16 protein-coding genes are annotated in these 23,127 nt (G+C 61.3%); 11 read left to right on the plus strand and 5 right to left on the minus strand.

From position 1 onward, the window contains the following. The first annotated feature begins 426 nt into the window (after positions 1-426). From IHQ43_RS28970 to IHQ43_RS28995, 6 genes are all read left to right on the plus strand, one after another. Entirely contained in the window at positions 427-1,872 is a 1,446-nt protein-coding gene (locus tag IHQ43_RS28970; RefSeq protein WP_192562887.1) for an alanine/glycine:cation symporter family protein, read from the plus strand. A 167-nt stretch (positions 1,873-2,039) separates the two neighbouring features. Beyond that, entirely contained in the window at positions 2,040-3,044 is a 1,005-nt protein-coding gene (locus IHQ43_RS28975; RefSeq protein WP_192562888.1) for an asparaginase, read from the plus strand. A gap of 166 nt (positions 3,045-3,210) precedes the next feature. Continuing rightward, a complete protein-coding gene (locus IHQ43_RS28980; RefSeq protein ID WP_192562889.1) occupies positions 3,211-4,206 on the plus strand; it encodes an AraC family transcriptional regulator in 996 nt (331 codons plus the stop codon). A 255-nt stretch (positions 4,207-4,461) separates the two neighbouring features. Next, the gene (locus IHQ43_RS28985) at positions 4,462-5,487 is read left to right on the plus strand and encodes a histone deacetylase family protein (RefSeq protein ID WP_192562890.1); all 1,026 of its coding nucleotides are present in this window, start codon (positions 4,462-4,464) and stop codon (positions 5,485-5,487) included. Beyond that, positions 5,484-6,584, plus strand: coding sequence for a polyamine ABC transporter substrate-binding protein (locus tag IHQ43_RS28990; RefSeq protein ID WP_192562891.1), 1,101 nt, complete (start codon positions 5,484-5,486; stop codon positions 6,582-6,584). The genes IHQ43_RS28985 and IHQ43_RS28990 overlap by 4 nt, the downstream gene beginning before the upstream one ends. 119 nt (positions 6,585-6,703) lie before the next feature. Continuing rightward, positions 6,704-11,287 carry a dermonecrotic toxin domain-containing protein gene (locus IHQ43_RS28995; protein WP_192562892.1) on the plus strand — a complete coding sequence of 1,528 codons (4,584 nt, stop codon included), beginning with the start codon at positions 6,704-6,706 and terminating at the stop codon, positions 11,285-11,287. On the opposite strand, the gene pdxR is transcribed toward IHQ43_RS28995, so the two are convergent. Further along, positions 11,284-12,834, minus strand: a complete 1,551-nt coding sequence (gene pdxR, locus IHQ43_RS29000) for a MocR-like pyridoxine biosynthesis transcription factor PdxR (protein ID WP_192562893.1) — start codon at positions 12,832-12,834, stop codon at positions 11,284-11,286. The genes IHQ43_RS28995 and pdxR overlap by 4 nt on opposite strands. A gap of 92 nt (positions 12,835-12,926) precedes the next feature. Here pdxR and IHQ43_RS29005 point away from each other — a divergent pair, with 92 nt between their 5' ends. The 4 genes from IHQ43_RS29005 (at position 12,927) to IHQ43_RS29020 (ending at position 17,307) form a co-directional block, all read left to right on the plus strand. Beyond that, positions 12,927-13,550 (plus strand): FMN-binding negative transcriptional regulator, encoded by a 624-nt coding sequence (locus IHQ43_RS29005; protein WP_192562894.1) that lies wholly within the window; start codon positions 12,927-12,929, stop codon positions 13,548-13,550. A gap of 10 nt (positions 13,551-13,560) precedes the next feature. Continuing rightward, on the plus strand, positions 13,561-14,007 hold the full coding sequence (locus IHQ43_RS29010) for a GNAT family N-acetyltransferase (protein WP_011336633.1): 447 nt from the start codon (positions 13,561-13,563) through the stop codon (positions 14,005-14,007). Positions 14,008-14,019: 12 nt separating this feature from the next. Then, on the plus strand, positions 14,020-14,691 hold the full coding sequence (locus IHQ43_RS29015) for a GNAT family N-acetyltransferase (protein ID WP_085702284.1): 672 nt from the start codon (positions 14,020-14,022) through the stop codon (positions 14,689-14,691). A gap of 324 nt (positions 14,692-15,015) precedes the next feature. Beyond that, positions 15,016-17,307, plus strand: coding sequence for an autotransporter domain-containing protein (locus IHQ43_RS29020; RefSeq protein ID WP_425220287.1), 2,292 nt, complete (start codon positions 15,016-15,018; stop codon positions 17,305-17,307). Positions 17,308-17,411: 104 nt separating this feature from the next. Here the strand turns inward: IHQ43_RS29020 and oadA are convergent, their stop codons facing one another. Together oadA and IHQ43_RS29030 are read right to left on the minus strand one after the other, a co-directional pair. Then, positions 17,412-19,220, minus strand: a complete 1,809-nt coding sequence (oadA, locus tag IHQ43_RS29025) for a sodium-extruding oxaloacetate decarboxylase subunit alpha (RefSeq protein WP_011336637.1) — start codon at positions 19,218-19,220, stop codon at positions 17,412-17,414. A gap of 11 nt (positions 19,221-19,231) precedes the next feature. Beyond that, positions 19,232-20,647, minus strand: coding sequence for an acetyl-CoA carboxylase biotin carboxylase subunit (locus IHQ43_RS29030; protein WP_007954255.1), 1,416 nt, complete (start codon positions 20,645-20,647; stop codon positions 19,232-19,234). Between the two features lie 190 nt (positions 20,648-20,837). Here IHQ43_RS29030 and IHQ43_RS29035 point away from each other — a divergent pair, with 190 nt between their 5' ends. Then, positions 20,838-21,800, plus strand: a complete 963-nt coding sequence (locus tag IHQ43_RS29035) for a LysR family transcriptional regulator (RefSeq protein ID WP_192562895.1) — start codon at positions 20,838-20,840, stop codon at positions 21,798-21,800. Here IHQ43_RS29035 and IHQ43_RS29655 read toward each other — a convergent pair. Continuing rightward, positions 21,742-21,948, minus strand: a complete 207-nt coding sequence (locus tag IHQ43_RS29655) for a PA3496 family putative envelope integrity protein (protein ID WP_007954251.1) — start codon at positions 21,946-21,948, stop codon at positions 21,742-21,744. The two genes, IHQ43_RS29035 and IHQ43_RS29655, sit on opposite strands and share 59 nt — an antisense overlap. A gap of 212 nt (positions 21,949-22,160) precedes the next feature. Then, positions 22,161-23,027, minus strand: a complete 867-nt coding sequence (gene hexR / locus IHQ43_RS29045) for a transcriptional regulator HexR (RefSeq protein ID WP_007954250.1) — start codon at positions 23,025-23,027, stop codon at positions 22,161-22,163. Positions 23,028-23,127 lie beyond the last annotated feature (100 nt).

Here is a 23,127-nt window from a genome sequence, read left to right on the forward strand (position 1 = left end):
TAGCACCGCTCACCAGGTCGAGGGACTAGACACCTCTCACCTTTTGAGGGCTTGGGGATGATTCCCCAAGCCCTTTTTTTTAACTGTTTGAACCTGAGAACCGTATGTATGGAAGCTGGCCACGAACCAGCTCCCAGACAAACCCGACGCCGGTAACGTCGGGTGTTTCAAAGCCTCGTTTCGTCGCTTGCACCACAACCGTGCAGACGGGCGCCGCACTGATCGGTATAGTGCCGCCCCTCTTCGCGTGAGCGGTCGTCGGTAACGAGGCCATAACCCATGCGAAACCCGAACTAATAACAAACCCGCGATATGGATCCGGGACGAAACCCTCGCCTCGCCTGTTGTGCCGCGCGCACACCGGTGTAACGCGATGTTTCCGACCATCCAGCATTTGCTTACACAATAAACAGCGAGGAAAAATCCATGCTCGAAGTCATCAACGACTTCCTCTCAGGGAAAGTACTGATCGTGCTCATTGTCGGGCTCGGTAGCTACTTCACGATTCGCTCGCGTTTCGTTCAATTGCGCCACTTCTTCCACATGTTCGCGGTGTTCCGCGACAGCCTCAAAGGCAGCGCCGGGCAACTCAGCTCGTTCCAGGCCCTGATGCTCAGCCTCGCCGGCCGCGTCGGTGCAGGTAACATCGCCGGTGTCGGCATCGCTGTGACCCTCGGTGGTCCAGGTGCAGTGTTCTGGATGTGGGTGACCGCTCTGGTCGGCATGTCCAGCAGCTTCTTCGAATGTACGCTGGCCCAGGTCTACAAGCGTGCCGACGGTGACGGCCTGTACCGTGGCGGTCCGGCTTACTACATCCAGCACGGCCTGAAACTCAAAGGCATGGCAGTGGTGTTCTCGATCCTGCTGCTGGTCACCTACGGCTTCGCCTTCATCGGCCTGCAGTCCTACACCGTGACCCACTCGCTGCAGAACGCCTTTGCCTTTGACCCGCAACACACCGGTATCGTCCTGGCAGTGCTGCTGGCCATCACCTTCATCGGTGGCATCAAGCGTATTGCTTCGGTGTCCGACCTGCTGGTGCCGATCAAGACCCTGGCCTACATCGCCGTAACCCTGTACGTGATCGGCACCCAGATCGAACACGTGCCAGCGATGCTGGTCACCATCTTCAAAAGCGCCTTCGGTCTCGACCCGGCCTTCGGCGGCCTGCTCGGCAGCGCAATTGTCATGGGCGTGAAGCGTGGCGTGTTTGCCAACGAAGCAGGCCTGGGCAGTGCGCCGAACGTCGCCGCCGTGGCCGCTGTGAAGCACCCTGGCGCTCAGGGCGTGGTTCAGGCGTTCAGCGTGTTCCTCGACACCTTCGTGATCTGCACCTGCACCGCGCTGCTGATCCTGCTGTCGGGCTTCTACACCCCGGGCTTCGAAGGTGACGGCATCGTCCTGACCCAGAACTCGCTGGCCGCGGTGGTCGGTGACTGGGGCCGCATGTTCGTCAGCGTCGCGCTGTCGCTGTTCGTCTTCACCTGCATCCTCTACAACTACTACCTGGGCGAAAACAGCCTGCAGTTCCTCACCCGCAACCGCGCGGCGTTGATGACGTTCCGCGGTCTGGTGCTGGCGCTGGTGGTCTGGGGTTCGATGCAGGACCTGTCGACCGTATTCGCCTTTGCCGACATCACCATGACCTGCCTGGCCTTCGTCAACCTGATGGCCCTGGCCCTGCTGTTCAAGGTCGGCATGCGTGTGATGCGCGACTACGACGAGCAACGCCGCGCCGGCGTCAGCCAGCCAGTGTTTGACTCCAGCAAGTTCAGCGACCTGGACCTGGACCTGAAGGCCTGGCCGACCAATCCGTCGGCCGACACCCAGGCTGACGCTCAGCCGCAAGGCATCCCCGCAGCGCAACGCTGATGGATGAATGACGGGCGCATCCCCGCGCCCGTCAGTTACAGTTCGAAAAACTGTGGGAGCGAGCTTGCTCGCGAATGCAGTCGTTCAGTTGATAAATATGCTGACTGACACACCGCTTTCGCGAGCAAGCTCGCTCCCACAGGACCTCATCGTTTCGGAGAATCCCCATGAATTCCTCGACCTACCCTGCCGCCCAGCACGTCATGGTGCTCTACACCGGTGGCACCATCGGCATGCAGGCCAGCGCCAGTGGCCTGGCTCCGGCGTCCGGTTTCGAAGCGCGGATGCGCGATTACCTGCACAGCCAGCCTGAGCTGGTGGTGCCGCAGTGGCGCTTTCGCGAGATGTCGCCGCTGATCGACAGCGCCAACATGACCCCGGCCTATTGGCAGCAACTGCGTGAAGCGGTGGTCGACGCCGTTGATGTGCAAGGCTGCGACAGCGTGCTGATCCTGCACGGCACCGACACCCTGGCCTACAGCGCCGCCGCCATGAGCTTCCAGTTGCTCGGCCTGCATGCCCGCGTGTGCTTCACCGGCTCGATGCTGCCGGCCGGCGTCACCGACAGCGACGCCTGGGAAAACCTCAGCGGTGCGCTGGTTGCCCTTGGCCACGGCCTGGCGCCGGGCGTGCATCTGTATTTCCACGGCGAACTGCTGGCGCCGACCCGTTGCGCAAAAGTGCGCAGCTTCGGTCGTCATCCGTTCAAACGCCTGGAGCGTCAGGGCGGCGGCGTGAAAGCCACTTCCCTGCCGACAGCGCTGAACTACAACCAACCGAAGCAACTGGCCAGGGTTGCCGTGCTGCCGCTGTTCCCGGGCATCGGCGCCGAGATCATCGACGGCCTGCTCGACAGCGGCATTCAGGGTCTGGTGCTGGAGTGCTACGGCAGCGGTACCGGGCCGAGCGACAATCCTGAGTTCCTCGCCAGCCTTGGCCGGGCGCGGGATAGAGGGGTTGTGGTGGTTGCAGTTACCCAGTGCCATGAAGGCGGTGTGGAACTGGATATCTACGAAGCGGGCAGCCGCTTGCGTGGCGTGGGCGTGTTGTCCGGTGGTGGAATGACCCGTGAGGCGGCGTTCGGCAAGTTGAATGCTTTGCTGGGTGCCGGGCTTGAAACAGCCGAGGTTCGCCGACTGATCGAGCTGGACCTTTGCGGCGAACTCATCTGACACAACATAATTCCCTGTGGGAGCGAGCCTGCTCGCGAAGGCTGTGGCACATTCAGCACTTGTGTAGCTGACACTCCGCTTTCGCGAGCAGGCTCGCTCCCACAAGGGGATCCTTGTACGGCATACAACTTGCTGCGCTCCAGCCACCTCAAGGCTGGAAGATCTTATGCTCCACTCCCACCTCACCACCCTCAACGCCGTCTCCCTGGTGCTCAACACCTTCAGGGATCAAGGCCTGTCCAGCGAAGCACTGCTGGCCGGCAGCGGCATCAGCGCGGCGGATCTGAGCCGGGCCGATACGCGCATCACCACCAATCAGGAAATGCAGGTCTGCGCCAACGCGGTCGCGCTCAAGCACGACATCGGCCTGGAACTGGGTCGGCGCATGCATGTTTCCTGCTACGGCATCCTCGGTTACGCGCTGCTGACCTGTGCCACCTTCGGTGACGCTTTGCGCCTGGCGATCCGGTATCCGGCGCTGCTGGGAACACTTTTCGAACTGAGCCTGGAGGACGACGGCGAGCGTGTCTGGTTTGTCGCCGCCGATTACCGCGAGAGCCCGGCGATGGCGGTGTTCAACGCCGAGTTCTGTCTGGTGTCGCTGAAAGTCATCTGCGACGACCTGCTCGGCCATCCGCTGCCACTGCTGGCCGCCCGCTTCGAACACACCGCGCCAGACTATCGCGACAGCTACGCCGACCACTTCAAGGCGCCGCTGCACTTCGGCGCCAAGGACAACGCTTTCGCCTTCGACCGGCGCTGGCTCGACCAGCCGCTGCCGCTGGCCGACATCATCACCCACCAGGCCATGGCCGAACGCTGCCGCAAGCAAAACACCGAGTTCACCGGCCGCCAGGCGTGGCTGGGGCGGATCCGCCAGTTGCTCAGCGCGCAACTCAACGCCGCACCGGGGCTGGAAGGTCTGGCGCAGCAGATGAACTGCTCACCACGTACCTTGCGTCGGCATCTGAAGGACATGGGTTGCAGCTATCAGGAGCTGCTCGACGAACTGCGCTTCGAGCGGGCCAAGCAGATGCTTTGCGAGGATCAGTTGCCGATCTACCGCATCGCCGAAACCCTGGGCTTCAGCGAGACCGCGAGCTTCCGCCATGCCTTCGTGCGCTGGAGCGGCGTAGCGCCGAGTCAGTTCCGGCCGCACTGACACTTTCCCTGTGGGAGCTGGCTTGCCAGCGATGGCGTCGGCACACTCGGCATTGAAGTCGCCTGACACTCCGCTATCGCTGGCAAGCCAGCTCCTACATGTTCCGCGTTTCAAATCAAAGGACCAAAAGAGGGGCGAATTCCGGTCAGTTGTTTTGGCCATATCGATCCCCTTTTGGCCGCTCCTGACGTTCTCCGATTCGCCCCGCGCCGCAACACTGGAGCCAACCGAATCAGCCCCTGCGGAGAACAACAAATGCTGACGATCTACTCTGACGATCACCACCTGCACCATGGCCGCTGCGAATTGATCGACGGGCAACTCAAGCCTTGCTTCGAGATGCCGTCGCGCGCCGATCACGTGCTGCAACGGGTGCAAAACCAAAACCTCGGCCCGGTCCAGGCGCCGCAGGATTTCGGCCTCGGGCCGATCGAGCGCATCCACAGCCGCGACTACCTCGACTTCTTCAAAGGCGCCTGGGCGCGCTGGACCGAATTCAACACCGACGGCGATTTGCTCCCTTACACCTGGCCGGCGCGCACCCTGCGTCAGGTCAAACCAACCAGCCTGCACGGCCAGCTCGGCTATTACAGCTTCGACGGCGGCGCACCGATCACCGCCGGCACCTGGCAAGCGGCGTACAGCGCGGCGCAAGTGGCGCTGACCGCACAAGCGGAAATCCAGCGCGGCGCCCGTGGGGCCTTCGCCCTCTGCCGTCCGCCGGGACACCACGCTGCCGGTGATTTGATGGGCGGTTATTGCTACCTCAACAACGCCGCCATCGCCGCTCAGGCATTCCTTGATCAGGGCCACAAGAAGGTCGCGATTCTCGACGTCGACTACCACCACGGCAACGGCACCCAATCGATTTTCTACGAGCGCAGCGACGTGCTGTTCACCTCGATCCACGGCCACCCGGAAGCGGAATTCCCGTTCTTCCTCGGCTACGAAGACGAGCGCGGCGAAGGCGCCGGTGAAGGCTTCAACTTCAACTATCCGCTGCCGGCCGGTTCCGGCTGGGATGTCTGGAGCGCGGCGCTGGATCAGGCCTGCCAGGAGATCGACAACTACGGTGCCGACATCATCGTCGTGTCGCTGGGCGTCGACACCTTCAAGGACGATCCGATCTCGCAGTTCAAGCTCGACAGTCCGGATTACCTGGCGATGGGCAAACGCATAGCGGCCCTCGGTAAACCGACCCTGTTCGTCATGGAAGGTGGCTACGCGGTGGAAGAAATCGGCATCAACGCGGTGAACGTGCTTGAAGGTTTCGAACAATGAGCAGACTCAAGCACCTCATCGCGCCAGCGTTGTGCGCGGCGCTGCTGAGCGGCGGCGCCCACGCCGAAGAACGCACCCTGCGCGTCTACAACTGGTTCGACTACATCACCCCCAAGGCACTGGAAGACTTCAAGGCGCAGAACAGCCAGACCAAATTGGTCTACGACATCTTCGACACCAACGAAGCGCTGGAGGCCAAGCTGCTGACCGGCAACTCCGGCTATGACGTGGTGGTGCCGTCCAACGTGTTCCTCGCCAAGCAGATCGAGGCCGGGGTGTTCCAGCCGCTGGATCGCAGCCAGTTGCCGAACTGGAACCACCTCGACCCAAAACTGATGAAGCTGATCGAGGCCAACGATCCGGGCAACAAGTTCGCCGTGCCGTACATGTACGGCACCATCCTGATCGGTTTCAACCCGGCCAAGGTCAAGGCGGCGCTGGGCGACAATGCGCCGGTGGACAGCTGGGACCTTATCTTCAAGGAAGAGAACATCAGCAAGCTCAAGCAGTGCGGCGTGGCCCTGCTCGATTCGCCATCGGAGATCCTGCCGCTGGCCCTGCAACACCTTGGCCTCGACCCCAACAGCAAGAACCCGGCGGACTACGCCAAGGCTGAAGCGTTGCTGCTGAAGATTCGCCCGTACGTGACCTACTTCCATTCGTCCAAGTACATGGCCGACATCGCCAACGGCGACATCTGCGTCGCGGTCGGTTATTCCGGCAGCTTCTCGCAAGCGGCCAACCGCGCCAGGGAAGCGAAGAACGGCGTGGTGGTCGACATGCGCCTGCCGAAGGAAGGCGCACCGATCTGGTTCGACATGCTCGCGATCCCCAAAGGCGCGAAGAATCCGCAGGACGCCTACACCTTCGTCAACTACCTGCTGCAACCGCAGGTGATTGCGCCGGTCAGCGATTTTGTCGGGTATCCGAACCCGAACAAGGACGCCACCGCGCAGGTTGACCCGGCGATTCGCAACAACCCGAACCTGTATCCGACCGATGCGGCGATGAATACGCTCTACACCCTGCAACCGCTGCCGCGCGATGCGGAACGGGCGCGCACCCGGGCGTGGACCAGGATCAAATCCGGAACCTGAAATGTTCCGCCTCACCAAGGCCCGTATCCGCGGGTCTTTTTTTTGCCTGCGAGATCTATGTACCGCAGCGTGCGATGGCCCGAGCTTTACCGTGCCGGTTTTATCCCCCGGACACGACCATGACTGAACCTGCAGAAGCCAATACGCCCAGCGCCTCCCCTCTCCTGCTGAAACAGAGCCGACTGTTCGACCTGATCGGTCAGGGCTTTTCGATACATCAGGTCGCCTCGATGCTGTTGCGCGAAGCGTTGCTCAAAAGCCATCCCGACCAACCCATTGATCCGGATCGCACGATGCTCGCAACGCCCCTGCGCGAAACCGACGCCGCACAGAACACCACCGGAACCTTTTTCTTCGAAACGCTGACCCACGCCTTCATCCGGCACTGCCTGCACAAGACCACCGCCGACTACATTGATGGCGAGCACTTCCTGACCCGTACACCCGAGGCGATTCCACCGATCATCCTTCCGGTGAGCATGGATGACATCACCTCGCTGGTGAACGACCTCGCACCTTTTCTGTTCCTGGAATACCAGCAGCGCCAAGTCGATTACTGGAACGAGTCGGTCGGCACCCAGCCGCGCTGGGAAGGGCTGTCCGACCTGTTGTGTTCGGCCGCGAATGTGCAGACGGCCAGTGGATGGGACGCAGACGAGTGCGCACTGGCGCGATTTGTCGTGCAGCATCCGGACCGGATCGAACGCTCGAAAGTGCAGAGCAACTACGTCGGGCTCAAGGCCTGCCTGATGGACATCGACCTGGTCGAAGGCGAGGACAGCACACACCTGCTGATCGCCGGCGCACTGGTACTGACCGCCACCGTCAAACAGCGCGAGCGAATCCTGATGTACACCGTTTCCGATGGCTATGAGTCATTCAACTCACTGACCGAGCTGGGAGAAACCTTACCGTTGCGACTCAACCCCGAGCTGTTCGACCGCTCTTTGAAATGGCGCCTGATTGAACCAGAAGGAAACATCTTCGATGCCGTTGCACAGGCGCTGATCAGCAATCAGCTCGGCGCGATCGAGGCGCTGGACCCTGCCAGTCAGTCGATCAGTGCTCACGCAGGGTCCGGGCGACGGAGTCTGGGCCGTTTCAACTCGCTTGAGCGAGCCCGGCTCGAACAGCTGGAAGAGGCCATTCCCGACTGGCTGGAAGCGGGCTCCGCCCAGGACCTTCAAGACTACAGCCGCTACATTGCCGAACTCGGTACCTCGCGCGACGATGCCGAGAAAGGTGTTTTCAAAGATGACGACATCCCCCTGATCAAACCCTACGCCGAACGCCGCATGCGCGAAGCAATCATCGCCGACAAAAGTGCCGTGGGGGGCGCTGCACTGCCTCTGGAACATCTGCGGATCACCGTGACCAACAGCTTCGAAAGCGGCGCGTTCACCCTGCCCAATCCGTTTGATCAAGTACAGGAAACCCTGGGCGAATTCGCCCTGCGAAACGACCCGCCGTACCTGGCCAGGCTCACCTTCAACAATGGCCGGGCCGTACCAGCATGGCTGACCGTGGATTTTCTGACCGCCATCGCGGAAAAGGTCGACATTGGCGGTCACTACCCGCAACTGATCAAACGCTTGCTGATCGATGACCCGATCCGTGCGGCCAGGCAAAAGACCCGTTACATGCGCCAACTGCCGACGCTTCTGCCGATGCTGGCGCTGGAGTGCAAACTCAAAGGTCTGGGTAGCGTCGATGAACGCGGATATGCCTACGTTTGCCAGTTGATGGATGCCATCACCCGCAAACTGCCGGCAGGCGAACATCCGGTGACCATCCGACCGCTGGCGTTCGTCCCTCGCCGCCGCCTGAGTCGGCGCCCGGACGTTATCGCCAATATGTTCATCATCTGCCCGCGAGACCATAACCAGGGTCCTTGCCTGTTGTACCGGCCGCTGCTGAACACTCCTTTGATGCAGTTCGCCTCTTTGCAAAACCTGATGTACGCGCTGTATCAGGATGGGGAGTTGCGCAACTCGGTATTGGCCTGGCTGGGCAGCGCCGCATTGAGTTTCGAGTACTCGCAGTACGCCTTCCCGGTTGGTCTGCCCTCGCCGTGGATCATCACCCAACTGGCCACCGAACCGTTCATGCACCTGGATCTGACGGGGCCGATCGAACTGGAGAACGCGCCTCTGGACGGCGACATCCTCGCTTCGCTGTACGCGGCCAACAGTCAGGCCATGGTCGAGCTTGCGAACCGTCAGTCGCAGTCCAACAGTGAGCGACGCTGGGCGCTGCTGGCGGACAGTGGCTGGGCGATCTTCAGCGTCGCCGCGAACTTCATGAGCGGCGCGGCAGGCACCGCCGTCTGGGTCTGGCAGACCATGACCCAGATCCAGCAAGCGATCGAGGCCCATGAACGCGAAGACAATCTGGTGGCCTGGAAATCCACCGCCGATGTTCTGCTGACGCTCGGCATCATCCTGACCCAGCGCGTCGTGGCGCGACGCACCCGCTCGTGGCTGCCACGCCTGAAAGAGTTCCGCGAATCTGCCCGACTGTCGTCCGGGAAAGAAGAACCCGCACCGGAAGTCACGCCTTCAGTCACGCTTGATCCGGTTGCCATCACCAGTGAGGTGCCTGCCGCGCATCTCACTCAACTCGAACAGGGAACACTGCGACCAGGCACCAGCGCACACTTCATTGCGATGCTCGAGCGTTTCAGGATTTCCACACCAGACTTGAGTGGTAAACACCCCTCACCGGTCACTCACCTTTACACCCTCGACGGCAAGACCTGCGCCAAGGTCGGCACGCGCTGGTTCCAGGTGATCGTCAAAGAAGACGAGCCTGTGCACATCGTCGATCCCTCCGATCCACTGCGAATCGGCATGGCGCTCAAATACGACGAGGCTACCGGGCAATGGCACTGGGACCCGAAACTGCGTTTGCGCGGCGGCATGCCGAAAAGCCGGATCGAGGCCTTCCGCCGCTCCAAAAAACAGGCAATGGACGCGGCCTGGACGGAGCTGGAGCGATTCGAAACACACGAAACCGAGGCAAAAAAACAACTGCTGCAAGCGCTGCTGGCCCTTCCACGGGACACCAGCGAAGCGGGATTCGAGCGCTCCGCAGCCACTTACCTGGACAGGGCCACGAAGTTGGGCAACGACTACACCCAGGCCCTGGCCCAACTCGAAAGCTGGCGCGAGGCCGGGGGCGGTGGCTCGGTACACCAGGCCAAGCTGATGAGCCTGACCCTGGGTCAGCACCGCTGTTTCGGCTCGTGGCTGCGGGTGAAAATGCGGATGTACGCCAAGACCACCCGGATTTTCGTCGACAGCGCGACTCATCAGACACTGGTGCCGCGCAAGCAACAGATCGAAACGGCCACCGTCGCCACCGCGCTGAGCGACGAAATGGTGGTCACCTTGCAGATTCTCGACCGCTCGCTACAGGCACTGAAAAGCCATTCAGCCAAGGCCAGAGAAGTGGCCACCCGCCTGGAAATGCTGCTGCCAGACTTCAGCACGCTGGATCTCAAGGCCAATGAAATCGGCATGTCCTATGAGCGCTGTGTGAAGGAGCAGCCGGGAGCCGCCATGGACGCCGCCCGAGTGGCTATCGGGATCATCACGACCGCCGCTGCCGATGCCAGTCATGAGCTGATCCTGCTGAGCAAAACAGCGGTGAACGCAGACGGACAACCCGCACGGATCGAACGTTTATCGCAGTGGAACGACCTCTTCGCCAGTCTCGGCGAACGTGTTGATCATTTGCCCGCCGATCATCCCGGCCTGTTCGTCCAGCCTCGGCTCGACAGGGTTCGCGAGCTGATCGGCGAGTTCCACGACGTGGTTCGAGAACGCCTGACCGCCGAATTGCCCGAACCGGAAGAGCGACAGGCGCCCGCCAAGTCCCGGCCGCAGCCGTCTACGTCACAGCCGAAAGTGAAGGTGAGCAAAAGTCGTCCACGCCCCGAAACCGGTGAACAAACCTCTGTCGTCCAGAGCGACGAGTCAGAGACAGCGTTTGTCAAACTCACCGGGCAAAGACCCGGACCGGCAGCGCCTTCCGATGACGAGGCTCTTGTTTCAGCGGCAATGGAGCTTGAAGCAAACATCGACAGCTTCAACAAAAAAAACCGTGAGGATGCCATGCGACCGGGGCGTATTCCCGCGGATATCCTCGACATGTTCGAACAACAGGTCGAACGCCTCAAACAAATGGCCATCGACGTCGACAGCGTGATCGCCCGAAGAAAAAACCTCCGCAAGAATCCGTGGCCCATTACATCTCTGAGCCCAAACCTGCAGGCAGGTGCAACCCTGACCCACGCCGACGGAATTACGACCTACGCGGCCATGCTCAAACAACGTAAACCCCGGGAAACCTATTTCCACTGGTTGCACGACAATGCACAGGTCGAAGTCATCAAGGACATACGCGGACGTATCCGGACCCGACATCGCGGGGACTACTTTCAGGAGTACCGGATTCTCGACAAGACCAACGCCCACGCGCCGCTGTGGGTGGCGCATTTCCATTACGACCATCTCAAGGATGCGGACGAGTCATACACCATCGCTCACCTGAAATTCGCCGACGCATTTCTGCAAACACTCGATGAGAAAACCCGCCAGACGCTGAACACCTTTGATGCAGTCGATAACGCGTTGCGCCGGATCGTCAACCCGACGGTGCGCGACCTGTTCCTCAAGCCGGCACCACGGGATAAAGATTAGCGCCAGACCGTACGCAGACGGGCCAGGGCCGACTCGATCGCCGGCTCCGGCACCGCCGCAAAACCCAGCACCAGACCGGCGCGCTGGTCGAGCGGCGTTGTCGAGTCCGGCAGCCAGTATCTACTCAAGCCATGGATCTCCACCTCCACGCTGGCGGCCTGCTCGATCAATTGTTGTTCGCGGGCCACGCTGTCGACCGCCACCGTCAGATGCAGTCCAGCGGACACTGCTGGCAGTTCGCCGATACCCGGCAGGCCTTGGGGCCAACCGGTGATCAGCGTATTGCGCCGGCTCAGCGCTGCCCGGCGCATCCGCCGGATGTGGCGCTGGAAGTGCCCGGCCGCCATGAACTCAGCCATCACCGCTTGGGTGCTCACTTCCGAGTGCCGGACGTCCACCGCCCGCCGCTGCGCAAAGGCCTCCACCAGCCCCGGCGGCAGGACCAGATAACCCAGGCGCAGCGCCGGGAACGCGACTTTGCCGAAGGTGCCGACGTACAGCACACGGCCCTGGCGATCGAGCGCGGCCAGCGGGGCCAGCGGGGCGCCGGTGTAGCGATACTCGCCGTCGTAGTCGTCCTCGACGATCCAGCCGCCAGTACGCTCGGCCCAGGCCAGCAGTTCCAGGCGTCGCGCCAGGCTCATCACCACTCCGGTCGGGTATTGATGAGACGGCGTGACATACGCCACCCGGCAATCTTCGGCGGCCGCCAGTGCCGCGCAGTCGATACCCTCTTCATCCACGGCAATGCCATGCAATCGACCACCGGCCAGCGCGAACGCATGACCCGCTGCGCGATAGCCGGGATTCTCGATGCCCACCCCGGCGCCCGGCTCCACCAGCAACTGTGCACAAAGGCTGATTCCCTGTTGCGCGCCACTGGTGATCACAATTTGTTCAGCAGAACACTGCATCCCGCGCGAACTGCGCAAATACGCAGCGATCAGTCCGCGCAGACGCGCATCGCCCGCCGGGTCGCCGTAACACAGTTGCTGCAAATCGGGTTTGCGCCAGAAAGCCGCGTTCAGCTTGGCCCAGACGTCGAACGGGAACAGATCGAACGCCGGAACACCGACCCGGAATGCTCGTGGCGGTCCGCTCGGTGGCGTCGATAAATGGTTCTGCTCAAGCCGCTGCAACGCACCGCTGTGGATAGTTTTTCTGGATAAATGTCCAGTGGAATTGTCTGAAATTGTGGATAAGGCTGTGGGTAAGCCTGTTGAAAACCCTGTGGATACTTTTGTGGATAATTTTTTCGCCGGCGTCCCCGATTGCGGTAACTGCGCCACGTAAGTGCCGTCCCCGACCCGCCCTTCGATGAAACCTTCGGCATACAGCTGATCGTAGGCACGCACCACGCTGTTGCGGGAAATTCCCAACGCTGCCGCCAGATCGCGGCTGGCCGGCAGACGCGTGCCGCTGGCCAGTCGCCCGTCGAGCACACGCAGGCGCAAGGCCTGGTAGAGCTGACGGCTGAGGCCTTTGCGGCGGTCGAGTTCGATTCCGGCAGGGTTGAACGGCAGCGACAGCGTGGTCGAATCGGGCATGACAATGGACCTATGAAATTGGTCATCAATGGCTCTTACAACAGACCAATAGCCTGCCTACGATGCAGCCATTCGCCAAGGAAATTTTCTCCATGTACACGCCCCGCGCCTTTGCCATCGACGACTTGTCCCAACTGCACGAACTGATCCTCGCCACTCGCCTCGCCATTCTGGTGACCCATGGTGAACAAGGCTTGCAGGCCAGTCATGTGCCGGTGCTGCTGCATCGCGAACAAGGTCCGAACGGTACGCTTTACGGGCATCTGGCCAAGGCCAATCCGCAGTGGAAAGACCTGCGCGACGGCGCCGAAGCGATGCTGATTTTTCCCGGTGCCGATGCTTACGTCAGCCCGGGCTTTTACCCGAGCAAGGCCGAGCACGGCAAAGTCGTGCCGACCTGGAACTACGTCGCCGTGCATGCCTACGGTCACGCTGAAACGTTCAGCGATGGCGGCCGCCTGCTGGACATCGTCAGCACCCTCACCGACCGCCATGAAGCGGGCCGCGCCCAGCCCTGGTCGGTCGACGATGCCCCGGCCGAATACATCGACGGCATGCTCAAGGCCATCGTCGGGTTCGCCATTCCGATCGACCGCCTCGAAGGCAAGCGCAAGCTCAGCCAGAACCGCAGCGCCGAAGATATCGCCGGCGTACGCGAAGGGCTGGCCGCCAGCCCCGACATCAACGATCAAACCCTCGCTCACTTGATGCGTTAAGGAAACCACCATGAGTCAGATCGACATCCGTCCGGTCAGCGCCGCCGATCACGCAGCGTGGCTGCCGCTGTGGCAGGCCTACCTGCGCTTCTACAACACCGAGTTGCCGGACGCCGTCAGCCAAAGCACCTGGCAGCGTTTTCTCGACCCGAACGAACCGACCCACGCTGCCCTCGCCTGGGCCGACGGCAAAGCGGTGGGCATGGTGCATTTCATCTACCACCGTTCGAACTGGAGCATCGAGAACTCCTGCTACCTGCAAGACCTGCTGGTGGAGCCGCAAACCCGTGGCACCGGCGTCGGCCGTCTGCTGATCGAACACGTTTACGCCACGGCCAAGGCCGACGGTTGCTGCAAGGTGCACTGGCTGACCCACGAAACCAACGCCACGGCGATCCAGCTCTACGAGCGCATTGCCGAACGCCCGGGTTTCATCCAGTTTCGCAAAGCCATTTAAGGAGCCACGTGCATGACGATTTCTCTCGCTGACTGGAAAGGCGTGCCGCCGCCCTCGACCACCCTGATCGAAGGCCGCTTCATCCGCCTGGAAAAACTCGACCCGGCGCGCCACGGCGATGACCTGTTCAACGCCCTGCAAGGCCCCGGCGCAGATCCGAAACTCTGGGATTACTTGCCCTACGGCCCGTTTCCGGAGCGCAGCGCCTTCAATGACTGGCTGAACAACCACGCCGCCCACAGCGATCCGTATTTCTTCAGCGTCATCGACCGCGCCAGCGGCCAGGTGCAAGGCATCCTCAGCCTGATGTCGATTGTCCCGGCCCAGGGCCGCATCGAAATCGGCCACGTCACCTTCGGCGCGCCGATGCAGCGCTCGCCGAAAAGCACCGAGGCGGTCTACCTGCTGGCCAAGGAATCCTTCGCCCTCGGCTACCGCCGCCTCGAATGGAAATGCAATAACGGCAATGCCCGCTCCAAATACGCGGCAGAGCGTTTGGGTTTCAGTTTCGAAGGCGTGTTCCGCCAGCACATGGTGGTCAAGGGCCAGAACCGCGACACCGCGTGGTACTCGATTCTGGATTCGGAATGGCCGGCGATTGCGGCGGGGTTCGAGCGCTGGTTGAGTGATGAGAATCAGACAGCTGAGGGGCAGGTGAAGGGGTTGGTCGAGTGCCGCGCTTGAAACTCGCTCGACACTAAGCGGGTTGCGGGTTCAGCTGTTGTTTCGCCGAAACCCGCACCACGCCCGTTTTCATCCCGAAAGGGCGGAAAACGGCGTTCAGCGATTTCAGTGTCTGATTACCCTCGCCGTGCTCGATATGCACCAGCGTACCGAGGAGAAAGATGAGCTTCCTGGATTTCGCCATTCGATAAGTCAGCATTGACTGTAGGCAAAGGCATCACGGTCCAGAGGTAAATGAAGCCCGTTGCACGTAACGGGCTTCTTTCCTCCTGAGCCAATCCACAAACGCCGCACCCTCATCAGAACTACCCGACATCGGCCTCCATGGCCCGCATTTTAGAGTTCGACCTCTCAACAACGGAGGTTGACCCGATGCCTGTTCGAAACAAACACCGACTTCATCAATTGGCCATTGCCATTGCATTGACCCTTGGCTACGCCGAATTCACGCTGGCGCAGCAACTTGCCCTGGATTCTGATCCGCAACCGAGCCAAACCCCGGAGCAAGTGATATCGGCGCTCGACGCCTTCATCAGCGATCCGGCCACGCTCGAGAAAAAGATCAATAAAGAGATCAAGGGGAAGAAAGGCATTTCACTGAAGCTTCGCGATGAGAATAATTTGGTGATCATGGAGTCTCAAGGCAGTTTTACCGGGGTTGTTGACGGTGGCGGGGGCAAAAACGTCCTGCAACTCAGTGCCACCGAGGGAGGGAAACTGGGTGAATCGCGCAATTTCGACGGACTGGACGTCAAGCGAGGTAACTGGGATCGCAATGGCCCGGGGGACTTCACCAGTGGCGTCGTGGTCCGCACCCAGGCATCACTCACGAACGAGGGAACCATAAACGGCGGCGCATTGATCGAAGGCATCCTCATCAACAAAGGCCTGATCAGTCGCGACGTCACCGTGCTGTCCGGTGGTGACCTTACCAACTCGGGACAAATAGCAGGCAACGTCGACGTACGAGAGAGCGGCCATTTTGCAGGCAGCGGGATCGTCGGTCACCTGAGTGTGCTGGGGCGTTTCTCCGTTGACGAGGTGTATGGCGCGCCCAGGGTCAGAGGCGATCTGAACCTGTCGCCCCCGGCGGTATTGGCCTATTCGGTGGATGCCTCCGGCAACAGCCCGACGATCGTCGTCGAAGGCACTGCCCACCTCGGTGATGCGACCCTGAGACTGGTTACCAGCGGCGACTATCCACAAAGCAGCCAGCACACCATCCTCGAAGCCAGCAAGGTTGAGGGTCGATTCGGCAACGTTGAAAACGATCTGGCCTTCATGACGCCGACGCTGGATTACGGCGATCCCAAACGCGTCGGTCTCACCTATGCGCGTAATGATGTGCCCTTCGAAAAAGTCGCGATCAGCGACAACAGCCGCGAGTTTGGTAAAAGCCTTGATGAGCCTCAGGTGTCGCCAGACCCTTCCCCGGCTCAAACCCAGGCGTCAGCTGAAACGCCGGGCCCCGATGCGGCTCGGGAGCCCCAACCCCAACTGTCACAGCCTCCCGAACGCCCCCTGCAAGTGCAAGCTCCGCAATCACCGGCCACGCCTCCGAAACCGGCGGCTTCGACCACATCGCACAACAGAGCCGTGGCGGCCCTGCTCACCAGCGACAAAGTCACAGCCGCCGTGGCCCTCGATCAACTGGCCGGCGGCAGTAACGCCAACCTCGCCAAGGCCACCTTGAGCAGCGTCACACCGGTCAGCGCCAGCCTGCTGTCGGCCATGCACCAGCTCGATAACCTGCATGACAGCCAACGAAACGCACCCCGCCACGCAGCCGGAAACGCCGAGAGCGGAAGGGTCTGGCTGCAGGCCCTCGGCCATAGCGGGAAACTGGATCGCGATGTGGAGCCCATGCAGCATTTCACCAAAGGACTGCTGCTCGGTGCGGACTGGCGCCTCGACGAAGAATGGCGACTGGGCTTGATGGGCGGCTCCTCCGACACGCGCATCGACAGCAAAGCGCTGGACGGCGATCTCGACAGCTGGCACCTCGGCGCCTACGCCTTGCGCCAGACCGGTCCGTTGTCACTTCGGTTCGGCGCAGCCTGGAGCCGTCATGAAGGCAATACCCGCCGCGAAGTCGCGTTCGGTCGCTTCCACGATCGACTCAAGGGCAACTACCGCGCCAGTACCCAGCAAACGTTCATCGAGTCGGGATACAACCTGGGTCGAGCCAACGTCAGCATCGAACCGTTTGCCGGTATCGGCTACCAACGCTACCAGCGCGACGGCTACACCGAGACAGGCGGAGCCGCGGCGCTCAAGGTGGATGATCAATCCCAAGGCAACTTCAACACCACCGTCGGCCTGCGCATGACGAACGTCAGCACGCTGGATAACGGCATGCGACTCACGCCACGATTCAGCGCGGGATGGAAACATGTTTACGGCGAGACCTACACCAGCACCTCGCAACGCCTGGTCACCGGCGGCCATGACTACACCGTTTACGGCGCAGAGCTGGATCGCAACAGCCTGACGCTCGACACAGGGCTTGATCTGGCCGTCTCGGCCAGTCACACCCTCGGTGTTGGCTTGTCGGGTGAGATCGGTACCGACAGCCGAAACCACGGCGTATCGGGTCAGTGGCGAATGGCGTTCTGAGTTCAGGTCGGGCGCTGCCGAACCTTGCGGCAGCGCCTGAAAAGCAAAAAAAAGGGGAGCACATGCCCCCCCGAGGTTTAAAGCGTTGTATCGAGGCCGTTATCTCAGCCTTCGATCTCGATCAGGATTTCGCCCGGGTTCACCCGGTCGCCCTTGGCGACGTGGATGGCCGTGACCTTACCGGCAATCGCGGCCTGGACTTCGGTTTCCATCTTCATCGCTTCGGTGATCAGCACAGCCTGGCCCGCCTTGACGGTGTCGCCTTCCTTGACCAGCACATCGACGATGTTGCCCGGCATGGTGGTGCTGACGTGGCCCGGTGCCGAAGCCTGCTTGCGCTTGCTGCTGCCGCCTCCGACAAATTCGTTGAGCGGCTCGAACACCACTTCTTCCGGCATGCCGTCGATGGACAGATAGAAATGACGCTTGCCCTCAGCCTTGACGCCGACACCGGTGATGTCCACGCGGTAGGTTTCACCGTGCACGTCGATGACGAACTCGGTCGGTACACCTTCGCCGCCGGCCGAAGCCACCTTGCCCGCTTCGGGGATCGGCAGCAGCACTTCCGGGGTGAGGGTGCCGGCGGCACGCTCTTCGAGGAACTTGCGACCGATATCCGGGAACATGGCAAAAGTCAGCACGTCCTCTTCGGATTTGGCCAGTGCGCCGATATCGGCACGCAGCTTGGTCATTTCCGGCTTGAGCAGGTCGGCTGGACGTACGTCGATCACCTCCTCGCTACCGATGGCCTGACGACGCAGTTTCTCGTTCACGGTGCCCGGCGCCTTGCCGTAGCCGCCTTGCAGGTAGAGCTTCACCTCGTTGGTGATGGTCTTGTAGCGCTCGCCGGCCAGCACGTTGAAGAACGCCTGGGTGCCGACGATCTGCGAAGTCGGGGTCACCAGCGGCGGGAAGCCGAGGTCTTCGCGCACTCGCGGAATCTCTGCCAGCACTTCACCCATGCGGTTCAGAGCGCCCTGCTCTTTCAACTGGTTGGCCAGGTTGGAAATCATCCCGCCCGGCACCTGGTTGACTTGAACACGGGTATCGACGGCAGTGAATTCGCTTTCGAACTGGTGGTATTTCTTGCGCACGGCGTAGAAGTACAGGCCGATTTCCTGCAACAGTTCCAGATTCAGGCCGGTATCGAACTCGGTGCCTTTGAGCGCAGCAACCATCGACTCGGTGCCCGGGTGACTGGTACCTGAAGCGAAGCTGGAGATCGCGGTGTCGATGTGGTCGGCGCCATTTTCAATGGCCTTGAGCTGGCACATGGCTGCCAGGCCGGCGGTGTCGTGGGAGTGGATGAACACAGGCAGCGACTGTTCGGCTTTCAGTGCACGCACCAGTTCACCGGTGGCGTACGGAGTCAGCAGACCAGCCATGTCCTTGATCGCCACCGAGTCGCAACCCATGGCTTCCATTTGCTTGGCCTGGGCGACGAAAGCGTCGATGGTGTGCACCGGGCTGGTGGTGTAGGCAATGGTGCCCTGGGCGTGTTTGCCGGCAGCCTTCACCGCTTCGATCGCCACGCGCAGGTTACGCACGTCGTTCATTGCGTCGAAGATACGGAACACGTCGATGCCGTTGACTGCGGCCTTGGCGACGAACGCCTTGACCACGTCATCGCTGTAGTGGCGGTAGCCCAGCAGATTCTGGCCACGCAGGAGCATTTGCAGACGCGTGTTGGGCAGCGCGGCGCGCAGTTGGCGCAGGCGCTCCCACGGGTCTTCTTTGAGGAAACGCACGCAGGCGTCGAAGGTCGCGCCGCCCCAGCACTCCAGCGACCAGTAGCCGACCTTGTCGAGCTTGTCGCAGATCGGCAGCATGTCTTCGGTGCGCATGCGGGTGGCGAGCAGCGATTGGTGAGCGTCGCGCAGGATGGTGTCGGTTACGAAAATCTTTTTAGTCATTGTTCTATTCCTCACAGGCCTGCGTGGGCGGCGATGGCGGCGGCGATGGCCAGGGCCAGCTCTTCGGGTTTGCGCTTGATCGAGTAGTTGGTCAGTTCCGGATGGCTTTCAACGAAGCTGGTATTGAACTGGCCGCTACGGAATTCCGGGTTGCGCAGGATTTCCTGGTAGTACGCGGCGGTGGTCTTCACGCCTTGCAGACGCATGTCGTCGAGGGCGCGCAGGCCACGGTCCATCGCCTCTTCCCAGGTCAGCGCCCAGACCACCAGTTTCAGGCACATCGAGTCGTAGAACGGCGGAATGGTGTAGCCGGTGTAGATCGCCGTGTCGGTGCGCACGCCCGGGCCGCCGGGGGCGTAGTAGCGCGTGATCTTGCCGAAGCTCGGCAGGAAGTTGTTTTTCGGGTCTTCGGCGTTGATCCGGAATTGCAGGGCAAAACCGCGATGCTGAATGTCTTCCTGCTTCACCGACAGCGGCAGGCCGGAGGCGATGCGGATCTGTTCACGGACGATGTCGATCCCGGTGATTTCTTCGGTGATGGTGTGTTCCACCTGCACCCGGGTGTTCATCTCCATGAAGTACACCTCGCCTTCGGCGAGCAGGAACTCCACGGTGCCGGCGTTCTCGTAGCCCACGGCCTTGGCCGCGCGCACCGACAGGTCGCCGATGTAGGCGCGCTGTTCCGGGGTCAGTTGCGGGCTCGGGGCGATTTCGATCAGCTTCTGGTTGCGGCGCTGGATCGAGCAGTCACGCTCGAACAGGTGCACGACGTTGCCGAAGCTGTCGCCGAGGATCTGCGCTTCGATGTGTTTCGGATTGACGATGCATTTTTCCAGGAACACTTCCGCCGAACCGAAGGCCTTGGTGGCTTCGGAAATGACCCGGGGGAAGTTCTGTTCGAGTTCTTCGCGGCTGTTGCAGCGACGGATACCGCGACCGCCACCACCGGAAGTCGCCTTGAGCATCACCGGGTAACCGATGCGGTCGCCCTCGCTCAATGCTTCCTCGATGCCCGAGACGTTGCCTTCGGTGCCCGGCGTGACCGGCACGCCGGCCTTGATCATGCTGCGGCGCGCTTCGGTCTTGTCGCCCATGCGGCGGATGACTTCCGCCGACGGGCCAATGAATTTGATACCGCGTTCGGCGCAGATGTCTGCCAGCTCGGCGTTTTCCGAGAGGAAACCGTAGCCAGGGTGCAGCGCATCGCAGCCGGTTTCCACGGCCAGGTTCACCAACTTGCGCGGGTTCAGGTAACCGGCCAGCGGCTCGGCACCAATGCTGTGGGCCTCGTCCGCACGCTTCACATGCAGGGCATGCCGGTCGGCGTCGGAATAGATCGCGACCGAGCGGATGCCCATCTCGGCGCAGGCACGCACGATTCGTACGGCAATCTCACCACGGTTGGCGATCAGGATCTTTGTTATCACTTGGAGGTTCCCTTGAGCCGGTGGCACCACGACCTGCTAGACCCAGGTCGGCACGTGACCAAATGTTTCAATCTGGTCTCGGCTCCACACTAGCGCTGACAAAGGATTAACAAAAATGAATAAAAATTGGGTCAGGCATAAGTAAAGACTTATAGTCAAAGCATCAGCCCGCGGCCAGAGTCGTTAGAAAATGCGTAAGTCCTTGATGCGTATGACATTGCGTCAATTGCAGATCTTCAACGAAGTGTGTGATTTACGTTCCTACAGCCGCGCAGCCGAGGAAATGTCGCTCACACAACCGGCCGTCAGCCTACAGATTCGTCAGCTAGAGGAGCTGATCGGGCAGCCGCTGTTCGACTATGTGGGCAAGAAACTTTACATGACCGAGGCCGCCGAAGCACTTCAGCGCGCCAGCCGGGACATCTTTGGCCGCCTGGAAAACCTCGACATGCAGCTGTCGGACATGCAGGGCTCGCTGCAGGGCCAGCTGAAGCTGGCGGTGGAATCCAGCGCCAAATACTTCGTGCCGCACCTGTTCGCAGCATTCAAGCGCCAGCATCCGGAAGTGAACCTGCAATTGACGGTGGTCAACCGTGGCCAGGTGATTCGCCGGCTCTCCGACAACCGCGACGATCTGGTGATCATGTCGATGGTGCCGCAGGACATGGGCCTCGAATTCCTGCCGTTCCTCAATAACCCGATCGTTGCCGTGGCGCGCCCGGATCATCCGCTGGCGCACATGGGCCCGCTGCGTTTGCAGGATCTGGAACCTTACACCTTGCTGATCCGCGAACCCGGCTCAGGAACCCGAATGGCCTGCGAGGAGTATTTCAAAGAGAAGCGCGTGCACTTCACCCAGACTCAGGAAGTGGCATCGGCCGAAGCCCAGCGTGAGTGTGTAGTCGCGGGTCTGGGCCTGGCGCTGTTGACGCGCCACGCCCTGAACCTGGAGCTGGCGACCGGCGGCCTGGTGGAGCTGCCGGTCGAAGAGTTGCCGCTGTTTCGCAGCTGGTGCCTGGTGCAAGCCAAAGCCAAACGGCTGTCACCGGTGGCGCACGCCTTCCTGGCGTTTATCCGCAGCGAACGGGTGCAGATCAGCGCGCTGGTTGAGCGCTTCGACGGGAAGCTGCCGGAGCTGCCTGCCAGTGATTGATGTCCTCGGGAAAATCACCGATTTCAGCCTGAAGCTGGCGAAGTTCGAAGCGATCTTCGATGGCGCGGCGAAATTCCATGCGGCGCTGGTCTTCCTGCTGACGACGGGTTTTCGCGGCGCTGTTGCGTTCTTCGTAAGGCTGAGCCATTTCGAGTCTCCCAAGGCGATTACGGGAGTTTCACGATAGGCGCGGGGGATGACGGTTTGGCTGCGGGGGGATGACAGTGCGATGAACTTGCAAATGGCGATGGCGTTTTTGAAGCCGCCATCGCGAGCAAGCTCGCTCCCACATTTGATCTCGATATGACACAGAGTTTATGTACGTAAAAGATCCCCTGTGGGAGCGAGCTTGCGATGACTTCAGTCATCCAGCGCTTTCACCGATTTTGGCGACAGCCGCAAGCTGCGCAGGCTGCGCTTGACGCTCTTGAGGTGGTTGACCAGGCTCGGCCCGCGCGCCATCGCCACGCCCATCGCCAGTACGTCGATCACCACCAGGTGAGCGATACGCGAAGTCAGCGGCGTGTAAATTTCGGTGTCTTCGTGAACGTCGATCGCCAGGTTGACGGTCGACAGCTCGGCCAGCGGTGTCTGGCTCGGGCACAAGGTGATCAGCGACGCACCGCTCTCGCGAACGAGGTTGGCGGTGATCAGCAAATCTTTGGAACGGCCGGACTGGGAAATGCAGATCGCCACGTCGGTGGGCTTCAGCGTCACCGCCGACATCGCCTGCATGTGCGGGTCGGAATACGCCGCCGCCGTCAGCAGCAGACGGAAGAATTTGTGCTGCGCATCCGCCGCCACCGCGCCCGACGCACCAAAACCGTAGAACTCGACGCGCTGGGCCTGGGACATCAGCGTCACCGCCCGTTGCAGCTCCAGAGGGTCGAGCTTCTCGCGAACCTCCATCAGCGTGTGCAACGTGGTGTCGAAAATCTTCAGGCTGTAGTCGGCGACGGAATCATCTTCATGGATCGCGAACTGACCGAAGCTGGCGCCGGCCGCGAGGCTTTGCGCGAGCTTGAGTTTCAGATCCTGGAAACCGGAACAACCGATGGCCCGGCAGAAGCGCACGATGGTCGGCTCGCTGATGCCGACGCTGTGGGCCAGGTCGGCCATGGAACTGTGCATCACTGCCGCAGGGTCAAGCAGCACGTGGTCGGCGACCTTGAGCTCCGACTTGCGTAACAGGTGACGTGACTGGGCGATGTGTTGCAGCAGATTCAAGGGGCTGGACTCTTGTTATGGAAAGATGTGCTTTGGCCAGATGCCGGGGATGTAGCAAGCTTGTAGTTATACTACATGAATCGGCTTTTTGCCTGCTCAA

The organism is Pseudomonas gozinkensis (genome assembly GCF_014863585.1).
GTDB classification, from domain to species: domain Bacteria; phylum Pseudomonadota; class Gammaproteobacteria; order Pseudomonadales; family Pseudomonadaceae; genus Aquipseudomonas; species Aquipseudomonas gozinkensis.

Bases quoted from the DNA above. Each gene is read 5' to 3' on its own strand.
- IHQ43_RS29010 (WP_011336633.1), top strand. From the start codon at position 13,561: ATGAGTCAGATCGACATCCGTCCGGTCAGCGCCGCCGATCACGCAGCG.
- IHQ43_RS29020 (WP_425220287.1), top strand. From the start codon at position 15,016: ATGGCCCGCATTTTAGAGTTCGACCTCTCAACAACGGAGGTTGACCCG.
- IHQ43_RS28975 (WP_192562888.1), top strand. From the start codon at position 2,040: ATGAATTCCTCGACCTACCCTGCCGCCCAGCACGTCATGGTGCTCTAC.
- IHQ43_RS29015 (WP_085702284.1), top strand. From the start codon at position 14,020: ATGACGATTTCTCTCGCTGACTGGAAAGGCGTGCCGCCGCCCTCGACC.
- pdxR (WP_192562893.1), bottom strand. From the start codon at position 12,834: ATGCCCGATTCGACCACGCTGTCGCTGCCGTTCAACCCTGCCGGAATC.
- IHQ43_RS28990 (WP_192562891.1), top strand. From the start codon at position 5,484: ATGAGCAGACTCAAGCACCTCATCGCGCCAGCGTTGTGCGCGGCGCTG.
- IHQ43_RS29005 (WP_192562894.1), top strand. From the start codon at position 12,927: ATGTACACGCCCCGCGCCTTTGCCATCGACGACTTGTCCCAACTGCAC.
- IHQ43_RS28970 (WP_192562887.1), top strand. From the start codon at position 427: ATGCTCGAAGTCATCAACGACTTCCTCTCAGGGAAAGTACTGATCGTG.
- IHQ43_RS28995 (WP_192562892.1), top strand. From the start codon at position 6,704: ATGACTGAACCTGCAGAAGCCAATACGCCCAGCGCCTCCCCTCTCCTG.
- oadA (WP_011336637.1), bottom strand. From the start codon at position 19,220: ATGACTAAAAAGATTTTCGTAACCGACACCATCCTGCGCGACGCTCAC.
- IHQ43_RS29035 (WP_192562895.1), top strand. From the start codon at position 20,838: ATGCGTAAGTCCTTGATGCGTATGACATTGCGTCAATTGCAGATCTTC.
- IHQ43_RS28980 (WP_192562889.1), top strand. From the start codon at position 3,211: ATGCTCCACTCCCACCTCACCACCCTCAACGCCGTCTCCCTGGTGCTC.
- IHQ43_RS28985 (WP_192562890.1), top strand. From the start codon at position 4,462: ATGCTGACGATCTACTCTGACGATCACCACCTGCACCATGGCCGCTGC.
- IHQ43_RS29655 (WP_007954251.1), bottom strand. From the start codon at position 21,948: ATGGCTCAGCCTTACGAAGAACGCAACAGCGCCGCGAAAACCCGTCGT.